The 8,233-nt window shown below is 44.3% G+C and carries 14 protein-coding genes and 1 pseudogene; 8 read left to right on the forward strand and 7 right to left on the reverse strand.

Features of this window, described 5'->3' with window-relative positions:
* Window positions 1–307 precede the first annotated feature (307 nt).
* Together BM283_RS16355 and BM283_RS16360 are read left to right on the forward strand one after the other, a co-directional pair.
* Window positions 308–700: pseudogene (locus tag BM283_RS16355) on the forward strand (phage regulatory CII family protein); the annotation flags it as partial.
* Window positions 701–785: 85 nt separating this feature from the next.
* Entirely contained in the window at window positions 786–1,082 is a 297-nt protein-coding gene (locus BM283_RS16360; RefSeq protein ID WP_090695013.1) for a hypothetical protein, read from the forward strand.
* Window positions 1,083–1,191: 109 nt separating this feature from the next.
* On the opposite strand, the gene BM283_RS16365 is transcribed toward BM283_RS16360, so the two are convergent.
* On the reverse strand, window positions 1,192–1,542 hold the full coding sequence (locus BM283_RS16365) for a hypothetical protein (protein ID WP_090695015.1): 351 nt from the start codon (window positions 1,540–1,542) through the stop codon (window positions 1,192–1,194).
* Between the two features lie 159 nt (window positions 1,543–1,701).
* On the opposite strand from BM283_RS16365, the gene BM283_RS16370 reads away from it, so the two are divergent.
* The 3 genes from BM283_RS16370 to BM283_RS16380 are packed head-to-tail and all read left to right on the forward strand — an operon-like array spanning window position 1,702 to window position 2,491.
* Window positions 1,702–1,959: a hypothetical protein gene (locus BM283_RS16370; RefSeq protein ID WP_090695018.1), complete on the forward strand. Its 258-nt coding sequence runs from the start codon at window positions 1,702–1,704 to the stop codon at window positions 1,957–1,959.
* Window positions 1,960–1,976: 17 nt separating this feature from the next.
* Window positions 1,977–2,249, forward strand: coding sequence for a deoxynucleotide monophosphate kinase family protein (locus tag BM283_RS16375; protein WP_139225318.1), 273 nt, complete (start codon window positions 1,977–1,979; stop codon window positions 2,247–2,249).
* Between the two features lie 2 nt (window positions 2,250–2,251).
* A complete protein-coding gene (locus BM283_RS16380; RefSeq protein ID WP_090695023.1) occupies window positions 2,252–2,491 on the forward strand; it encodes a hypothetical protein in 240 nt (79 codons plus the stop codon).
* 251 nt (window positions 2,492–2,742) lie between these two features.
* On the opposite strand, the gene BM283_RS16385 is transcribed toward BM283_RS16380, so the two are convergent.
* The 4 genes from BM283_RS16385 to BM283_RS16400 form a co-directional block, all read right to left on the reverse strand.
* Complete coding sequence (locus tag BM283_RS16385; RefSeq protein WP_090695026.1) at window positions 2,743–3,111, reverse strand: hypothetical protein; 369 nt, start codon at window positions 3,109–3,111, stop codon at window positions 2,743–2,745.
* Window positions 3,112–3,277: 166 nt separating this feature from the next.
* Entirely contained in the window at window positions 3,278–3,571 is a 294-nt protein-coding gene (locus tag BM283_RS16390) for a hypothetical protein (RefSeq protein ID WP_090695027.1), read from the reverse strand.
* Window positions 3,572–3,667: 96 nt separating this feature from the next.
* The gene (locus BM283_RS16395) at window positions 3,668–4,084 is read right to left on the reverse strand and encodes a type II toxin-antitoxin system HicB family antitoxin (RefSeq protein WP_090695030.1); all 417 of its coding nucleotides are present in this window, start codon (window positions 4,082–4,084) and stop codon (window positions 3,668–3,670) included.
* Window positions 4,081–4,266 (reverse strand): type II toxin-antitoxin system HicA family toxin, encoded by a 186-nt coding sequence (locus BM283_RS16400; RefSeq protein ID WP_090695033.1) that lies wholly within the window; start codon window positions 4,264–4,266, stop codon window positions 4,081–4,083. The genes BM283_RS16395 and BM283_RS16400 overlap by 4 nt, the downstream gene beginning before the upstream one ends.
* A 51-nt stretch (window positions 4,267–4,317) precedes the next feature.
* On the opposite strand from BM283_RS16400, the gene BM283_RS19670 reads away from it, so the two are divergent.
* From BM283_RS19670 to BM283_RS16415, 3 genes are all read left to right on the forward strand, one after another.
* Window positions 4,318–4,776 carry a BRO-N domain-containing protein gene (locus tag BM283_RS19670; protein ID WP_217646573.1) on the forward strand — a complete coding sequence of 153 codons (459 nt, stop codon included), beginning with the start codon at window positions 4,318–4,320 and terminating at the stop codon, window positions 4,774–4,776.
* Between the two features lie 258 nt (window positions 4,777–5,034).
* The gene (locus tag BM283_RS16410) at window positions 5,035–5,385 is read left to right on the forward strand and encodes a glycoside hydrolase family protein (RefSeq protein WP_217646574.1); all 351 of its coding nucleotides are present in this window, start codon (window positions 5,035–5,037) and stop codon (window positions 5,383–5,385) included.
* A 133-nt stretch (window positions 5,386–5,518) separates the two neighbouring features.
* A complete protein-coding gene (locus BM283_RS16415) occupies window positions 5,519–5,923 on the forward strand; it encodes a 3TM-type holin (protein ID WP_090695035.1) in 405 nt (134 codons plus the stop codon).
* A 350-nt stretch (window positions 5,924–6,273) separates the two neighbouring features.
* Here BM283_RS16415 and BM283_RS16420 read toward each other — a convergent pair whose 3' ends face one another.
* Complete coding sequence (locus BM283_RS16420) at window positions 6,274–7,320, reverse strand: IS630 family transposase (protein ID WP_090695037.1); 1,047 nt, start codon at window positions 7,318–7,320, stop codon at window positions 6,274–6,276.
* 26 nt (window positions 7,321–7,346) lie between these two features.
* A partial coding sequence (locus BM283_RS16425; protein WP_139225319.1) for an IS1380 family transposase occupies window positions 7,347–8,233 on the reverse strand: 887 nt, incomplete at its 5' end.

The raw sequence follows: 8,233 nt of genomic DNA on the forward strand, positions 1-8,233 counted from the left end.
ATGGAATCGCTGCTGATAATTGAAGCAGAGGATCCGCAGGATCAAGTTGTAGAAGTAGATCTGCTTCAAATAAATTAGCTTGATGAAGTTCAGGGGTCTTGGTGAGCATGTTTTTAATCAATTCAACCAGAAAACAGCTACTATTTTACCATTCCCGGTCGAATTGATTTGCTCATTCTCTTATTTCCTGTCTTATTATCAGCATGTTAAGTGATTATTCAGGGGTGACTAAATAGATTATGAGCAGACCGGCAAAACAGGAATATAGACAAGTGTTTTTAGCGTTGCAGTAGATGCTAAAAAATACCCGGGTGGGATAGCTGGATTGGCGAGAGTGTTAAACAAGTCACCAGAAGGGCTGGCCAATTGCCTGGACCCTAATCATGACGCGCAGCCTCCGTCATTATCTGTCGTGCTGCAGCTCATTGAGCTCACCCAGGAAAAGCGCGCTGTGTTTGAGATATGCCAGCTGGTGAATCAGACGCCCATGGATATCGATTTGGGTAGCTCAGACCTGAACGAAGAAAGCCAGGTAAAACATTTCTTGTTTTTGGTTGCTGCTGCATCGGCTTGTTTGAACACAGGTTCTGAGCATTTGAAAGACGGTAAGTTTGATGCATCCGAGCGCAAAGAACTTGCGCCACTGTTGCTTGAGTTGAATCAAGTAACAGCCAGTCTTTATAAAAGATTTTCCGAGTAGTTGACATGACGAATCCCCGTAACTCCTCCCTTGCTGCCGACTTTCCCTTCGGCAGGGTATTGCGGGGATTTCTTAAAGGATGATTATGAATATTGATCGTTTTTCAATGGTGACATCTTTCATTTTTCAGTGCGATGAAGTCGACATATTTCATACGACCTTGCGAATCGGTATTCAGGCCGCGAGACCGGCACCATACGGGAAATGTTTGGGGGTTGATGAAGGCGCGCACAATAGTATATCCATCTTTCTTAAGCTTTCGCTCGCCTTGCTCAGCTTTAGCCAGCCAAGCGTCGAAGTTTTCGGGCATATTGCGGCACTCTGTCATGATTCTGAGGCAGGCGTCGTAATCTTCTCGGTGGTACTACGCCATGCCAATTAATAGGATGACTGAATTATCCAATACCTCTCCTTCCTTGCTAATAGTCTGGTAGAACTTTTTATTTTCTTAGCATAAGAAAGGATGCCTATTCAGCAAATGTTAAATAAAACTATTTTAGGGTATCAATTGTGATCACTGATTCTTTTTTACATTCTAGGCAAATGAATAAAGTATCGACTATGCCCATATCTCCAAATATTTTATGTGGCTCGCCCTTTATTCTTTTCAGCTTGATTGAGCCGCAATATCTACATCGGCAACCATCAGGATTTGCGTTATGAAGATTTTCTATCTTCTTATTCAATGCACGGATTTCGTGCTTAAGGCCCTGAATTTCAGATCCAAGATGGTTTATTACATCTGTCAAAGTAGGAGCATTTCTTCTGCATGCAGAAAATTCCTTCTCGTTGGCTATGAGCTGGTCTTTCAACAGAAGAAGCTCCTCTTTATGCGTTTCCATAGATCAAACCTCGCTAAACAATTTATGGCAATTTGCCAGAATCAGTTTATCGGATTAGTCGTTAAATTTTTGTGTATGAGCCATTTTGTAAATATAGATGGCATCTGCTGCGCTCTTTGTCGGAAAGTTAACTAAATACTTATGTGTGGGTATGGTGAGATGGCAGAAATTAAGTTGATCGGATTAAGCGGGACGATTGGGACGGGTAAAAGCACAGTGGCTCAGCATTTGTGTAGTTCTTATGGCTTTACTGAGCTGACATTTAAAATGGATATGGTGTGCTGCCTGGCTTATATATTCGAGGTGGTCATGGGTACCTTCAATGACCGCGCTCTGAAGGAAAAGCCGCATGATGATCTGCTTGGTAGATCCCCCAGGGAATGCGGTCGTTTGGTACTGAATGGGGCAGAAAATTGATTCATCCGGATATCTGGGTGAAAAGAGTTGAGAATTTGATTGGCCATTATCCAAAGTTGGTTTTATCCGATGTGCGTTTCGACAATGAGGCGCAAATGATCAAGCGCAATGGCGGGGTGATCTGGCATATCGAGCGCAAGAATAATCCATTTGCAGTCAATACCGGGCATGAGAGCGAGCGCGGTATTGATGATAGGTATATCGACCAGATCATTTGTAATGATAGGGATATGGATCAGTTGCGGGTTGAGGTTGCCGGGGTAATGGCTGGATTAACAGGAAGGGGATAAGCATGAATACAGCCTCGCGTATGCTCACTATTGAGTATTCAAATTCACTGGATCCATTGAAGGTTATTGCTATTTCTGTCGCCATCTATGAGGAGATCGCTGGTTCCCGTTTGAGTATTGGCAATGAGATAGTCGCAGATCGGGCCAACCTGGTCGCTGGGAATATCAAAGATCAGCCAGCCAAGTCCGGCATTTCTGAGCCGGAATCTGATCCTATTATCTTGGAGTCTTGCAATGGCTAGCCGCGGATTTTCTTGCATGGATGCTGTGCCATCTTCCCTTTTAATAGGTGGTTTGATTGATACTTCAGGCAGCATGTTTGCTCTGATAACTGCCAGCTCGGCTATTAGCGTAGTCAGCTCGCTTGCCTATAGTGTTTCGTTGATTGACAGGCTTACAGATTTTTTGTCATCACTTAGCTTCATGGTTTCTTCTTTGTTGTTAATAGTTTGTTGGAACTTACTATTCTATCAGCATGGGAGAGGCCGCCAATCTACTGCTTTTTGGTCTCGTAAAAAATAGGAGATATCAATGTACGACTCTCAAAAGGATGATCTGGATGCCGCTCTCCACGCGGATGAGCCATTATCTCAAGACTGTACCCTAACTCAATCGCAGCATGGTACTGGGCTATTAATTGTATGTCCGACCTTAAAACAGCAGCAAGAGTGGGTACAGAAACTGAAAAAAACCTTATCAGATGGTAGCCATGTTCCATCAAAGCAGAATTTGCAAGTGTTTGAGCTTCATCTTGTGATTTAGCAGAAACAAAAATGATTGCATCTACATTGTCAATATTATCTGAGTTAGTTGCTGTTTTTGTGGCTACTGCTTCAGCATGCACAAGGTATATCTCTTCCATGACTTTCCCCTTGTCGTTAAATACTTCGGTGGAACTTTCTATTCTATCAGCATTGGAGAAACCACTTTAATAAGTGTTAGTGATGAATGAATTAATGCTTTTTGGTCTCGTAAAAAATAGGAGATCTCAATGAGCGCATTTCGAAAGAATGATCAGGATGCTGCTCTTAACGTGGCAGAGCTATTAGCTCGAATCCGTAACCTCGGACCAACGCAGCCTTGTACTGCGCTCTTAATTGTGCTTTCAGCTTCAAAACAGCGGAAGGAGTTGTTACAGAGATTTCTTGGATCTCTGTTAGGTGATATCCATAATTTATCAAGGCAGAACGAGCCAGTGTCAAAGCCTCTTCCAGAGATTGCGCAGCAATGAAAATGATTGCATTAACATCGACAACATATTCGCCATTAGTTGAGGTTGTTACGTGTAAAGCATCTGCAGTAACTAAGTATATCTCTCTCATGGTTTTTCCTTTGCTGGTAATAGCTTTCTGTAATTTACTGTTCAACCACCACAGGAAAAATCACTTGTTACCTTGCTCTTGCTGCGCTTACCAACATCATTCAAACGACAAAACTAGCTTTTTGCCAAGCACAGAAGCGACTTTGTCAAGCTGTTTGAGGGACGGCCAATGATCGGGATTTTCGAGACGTTGAGCAGAAGGCCAGGAGGTTTCCAGGGCGCGTGCAATTTCGGCAAGCGAACGGTCACCACGTGCCCAACGGATCAGCAAAGCGGACTGTACGCGAGCATTAGGCGCGATGTGGTAGGCATCTTTTACATTCTTACTGGGGCGTGGAATTTCACGCCCATCCTCAAGATATACTTCAAGGAGCGTGGTCAATACTTCTGCGCCGTTAAATATGCATTCATCGATTGTTTCACCTTGGGTAAATGCTTCTTCAAGATCGAGGAATTGCACAACGTAGCCGGAGGGTTCTTGCGGTTCAAATACTGCTGGATAACACGTATTCATTGTAGTTTTACTCCTGTCAGTTTTTCAATCTTAGCAATCAAGCCCTTTCCGAGGCCGGTAGAGCCATGAAGTGTAATCGGAACATTCTTGCCGTTTTTCCCCATGATTTGGTGGCTGCCATTGATGTGTTTGAATTCCCAGCCTTCGGATTCAAGTTTCTTGATGATTTGTTTTCTGTTCATATTTCAAATGATATATCTATATTGATATATTATAGAAGGCTATCTAACAATTTGACAACTGCTAGCTTACAGGCTTATCCTTTTGCTCAGGTGCTCAAAACACCTCTATCAGCGGATGACCCTGCGCCCGAAAGTCGTGGTTTTTTTACGTCCATAGATTTCCTATGGTCGGGTGTTAGGCTAATAAAAGACCTGTCTTTACAGGGAATACGCCAGCCGTCTGATAGCGGTTTTGAGCCCCCGGCCGCCCACTCAAAATCGGTGAAACTCAAAATTAACTATCAGGAGGCTATCATGGCTGCTCATTCTAATGGTGTACTTGCGCCTGTCGTTTTCTCATTCCAATCAGTTGATGTGCGTACCTTTGTCGATAATCACGGCGAGCCGTGGTTTTGCGTCAAGGATATCTGCAAGATATTGGGCTATGCTAATGATAGCCAAGCAATAAAAGATCATTGCCGTGAAGCTGGGGTATCGAAACGATACCTCAGGTCAGGAAATCACTATTAGGTAGTGTGGTTAGCTGGTACTCGCGTATCAAGGCAGGCCATCCAGCTGGTATTCAATTTTGTTGAATTTCTAGGAGAGAGTGTAACGAGTGCATTTGTTGGGCTCATGTCATTCATGATCCTGGATTCCTTTGGCCTACCCATGGGGAATATGTGCAGCAGCGGCAGGCATATCCGGAAACATGGCTCCTAAATTATTAAGCATGGTTAAGCAGATGATTGAGGATAGGTTTAATTACATAAATGGAGGAAGCAAGAGGTGAGAGTAAGAAGCTCATTAATCGGATTATCTGCGGCAGCATTGGTAATGATCGCAAGCTTTGAAGGCTATCGGGGCACATCATACGACGATGGGGTAGGGGTGCAGACTATCGGCTTCGGTACCACGCAGAGGGTAAAGCCAGGAAGTAAAACTGATCCTGTTCGTGCATTGGGATTTCTTTATCGCGACGCAAATGAAATCACTGAGCAGATATCCGCTTGTATAGGCGATGTGCCATTGCATCAGCATGAAGCAGATGCTTTTGTAAGCATGGCCTACAACATCGGAGCTAGCGCATTCTGTAAATCTGCATTAGTCAAGAAATTGAAACGTGATTCTCCTGATTAACTCCGGGCATGTGCTGAAATCTTGCGATGGGACAAAGCAGGCGGGCGCGTTCTGCCAGGATTAACCAAGCGCAGATAGCAGGAATACCAGTTGTGTGTGACGGATAAACAACAAATAGCAGAGAAATAATCATATGTGGCAATTACTATTTCCAGCAATAACCCCAATCATTAATAAAGTTCTTGATTTGATACCGAACGAAAACGAGCGGGCGAGGGCTAGGGAACAACTGGAAGGCGATCTGCAGAAAGCCATCAACCAGGCAGCTGCGGATCAGCGTGAGATTAATAAAATTGAGGCGGCTAGTTCCTCTATCTTTGTGGCTGGCTGGCGTCCTGCTTTGGGTTGGTGCTGCGTGTTTGGATGTTTTTGGGCATTTATAGGACAACCCTTCATGCTTTGGATTGTGCAGGCATTTGAGCTACCATTCAAGATGCTGCCGGATATTCATACTGACTATCTCCTAGAGCTAGTATTAGCTATGCTAGGGCTGAGCGGGGTCAGGATGGTTGAGAAGATCAAGGGTGTTGCTAAGTAAATTAGTTGAAAGGTACAAGCCTAACCCGAATATTGCACGAGCATCAAAAATAAGAGCGAATTTGCCAGAAACTCATTTTACAATTGGATAAATCAGATCTGTATTCAAAATTTGTTGTGATGGAGTGCGTTTTTCAGAGGATTTTGTTGGAAATTATGACAAAAAAGAGGTTTTTCTTTGTTGACAGGCGTATCACATCCACCCCATTGCTATTTTATGCGGTAAACGGCGATTCATAATCCTGGGAATGAGTTATCCAGAAGCAAGTCTGGCTGCGGTTTGGAAGAACAGTTTTTGGTAGGGACATCTACTTGCAAGTAAAAAGCGAATACGCGGGTATTACGTATACCTCACACGGTCACATTTGCGGATTTTGGAAACAGTTGAAAATTTGGGTTTAGGAGCGTTTTTATCTGCTCACTAAAAGTAGAACTGACCTTGTTGAGGCAGTCGTCAATAGCGGCTTTGAATTGACAAAAAGATTCGTAATAGCGGTTGTATAGGCATTGTTTTTTGGTAAATTTCCACAAGCGCTCGATCAGATTCAAGTTGGGTGAATAGGATGGTAGGAACTGCAGGTCAATACCTAATTCCGAGGCCTTATTGATCACTTTATCGCACCGTTGATAACGTGCATTGTCCAGAATCAAAGTGATCGCCATATCGGTATATAACCTGCTGAGGGTGGTTAGCAATTCCACTAGCGTATCAGAATTGATATAGATCTCGTTGGTAATGGCAATCAATTCGGAATCTTTGACACTGTATGCACCTAATACGTTATAACGGTTACGTCCCGAGGATGTTTTCAGAAATAGACGTTCGAAACACCACAGCATGCCCAGGAAGGCACCCATCACAAAGTGTGCGGCATCAACAAAGAAGACCCGGCGCTTGCCTTGCTTTTCCTCTTCCAGTAAGGGCTTAAGCTTGTTGTGTAAAAAATCGCGCTGCTTATCCGGATCGGCTTTAGAGGGGATCGCCGCCATTTTTCGGTATTTCATGCCGAGACGTTTATGCATGAAGTCGCGGCAAGCACTTAAAGCTAATTGAATTCCGGTGAGCTTTTCAATCTCATAGGCCGCCTCAGCAACAGTGTGCGGCGGATGGGCTTGGAAACGTGTTTTGAGTACTTCCGAATAAGGTAACAGTGCGCTTCTGGGGCAATAACGCTGGGATGAGCAAAGAGCTGCCACCCCACCTTGGATATATGCCCGCAAATAGCGTGTCACGCTATCTCCGCTGACTCGTGCGATGCGCACAATTTCTTGATGAGGCAATTCCAGCGCTTTCAGATAGACAACATGTAATTTTTTCTTTGCCACCTTGGAAGGATATTCCATGAATAGCTGGTAAATATGGGCAATTTCTTCTTCCGTAAAATTGGGCCGGAGCATGTCTTGGTAAGAGCTAAAATCCGATATTATACCCGCTTCATTTTCCGCATATTTGACCGTGCCGAGTATAGCATAACGGCACCTATTTTGATCAGCTTAAGGCGCAATGTGCTCACATAGGCTTGAGCGAGTTCAGTGCCTTGCAGAGCAAGGCGCCGGATGGTTTCCAGCAGGATGTAAGCCAGGGAGGACAGGAGTAGACGAAATGGATTTGACCACCACTGGTGGCAACTGGTGCGATCTGCAAATAAATCAAGCTGTTGTTCCTTGATGCGGTTTTCCATTTCACCGCGTAAACAATAAATCTTATCGTACAGAAGATGCGGTTTACCGGTCAGATTGGTGACGATATAACGTGGATTACTGCCTTTCTCAGTATGTTCGATTTTAGCAATGATGCGCCGTGTCCGCTTCCAGCTTTTTGCAGCATATTGAAACTCGTCAAATCGTCGTACTTTCTCACCTGATTCAACATACTGCTTCTCTGCCGCTTGCTGCCATTGCGCAGTGATCTCATTCAGTCGCTTGTTTTGGGCGATCCCCACGAGGTAGCCCACCTCATGACGCTCACACCATGCCAACATTCTGCGGCGGCAAAAACCACTGTCACCTCGAAAAATGATACGAACTGCAGGCCAGCTCTGCCTGAACCGTTTTATCAGCAACGACAGAATGGCCCAGGCATGTTTTGCCCCATCAATATTGCTTGGCCGCAGGTAGCTTACCAGCAGTTGATCCTGGCAGAACACATACAGCGGCAAAAAACAGTAGTGATCATAATAACCATGAAAGAAGCGGCCTTCCTGTTTGCCATGAATCGCATCATCAGTGGCATCAAAATCCAGCATCAGTTCTTTGGGTGGCTGTTTAAATGAAGCCATAAACCGCTCTACCATTACTTGATGAACATGCC

Origin of the sequence: Nitrosomonas sp. Nm34, from assembly GCF_900113925.1 — a bacterium.
GTDB lineage: Bacteria > Pseudomonadota > Gammaproteobacteria > Burkholderiales > Nitrosomonadaceae > Nitrosomonas.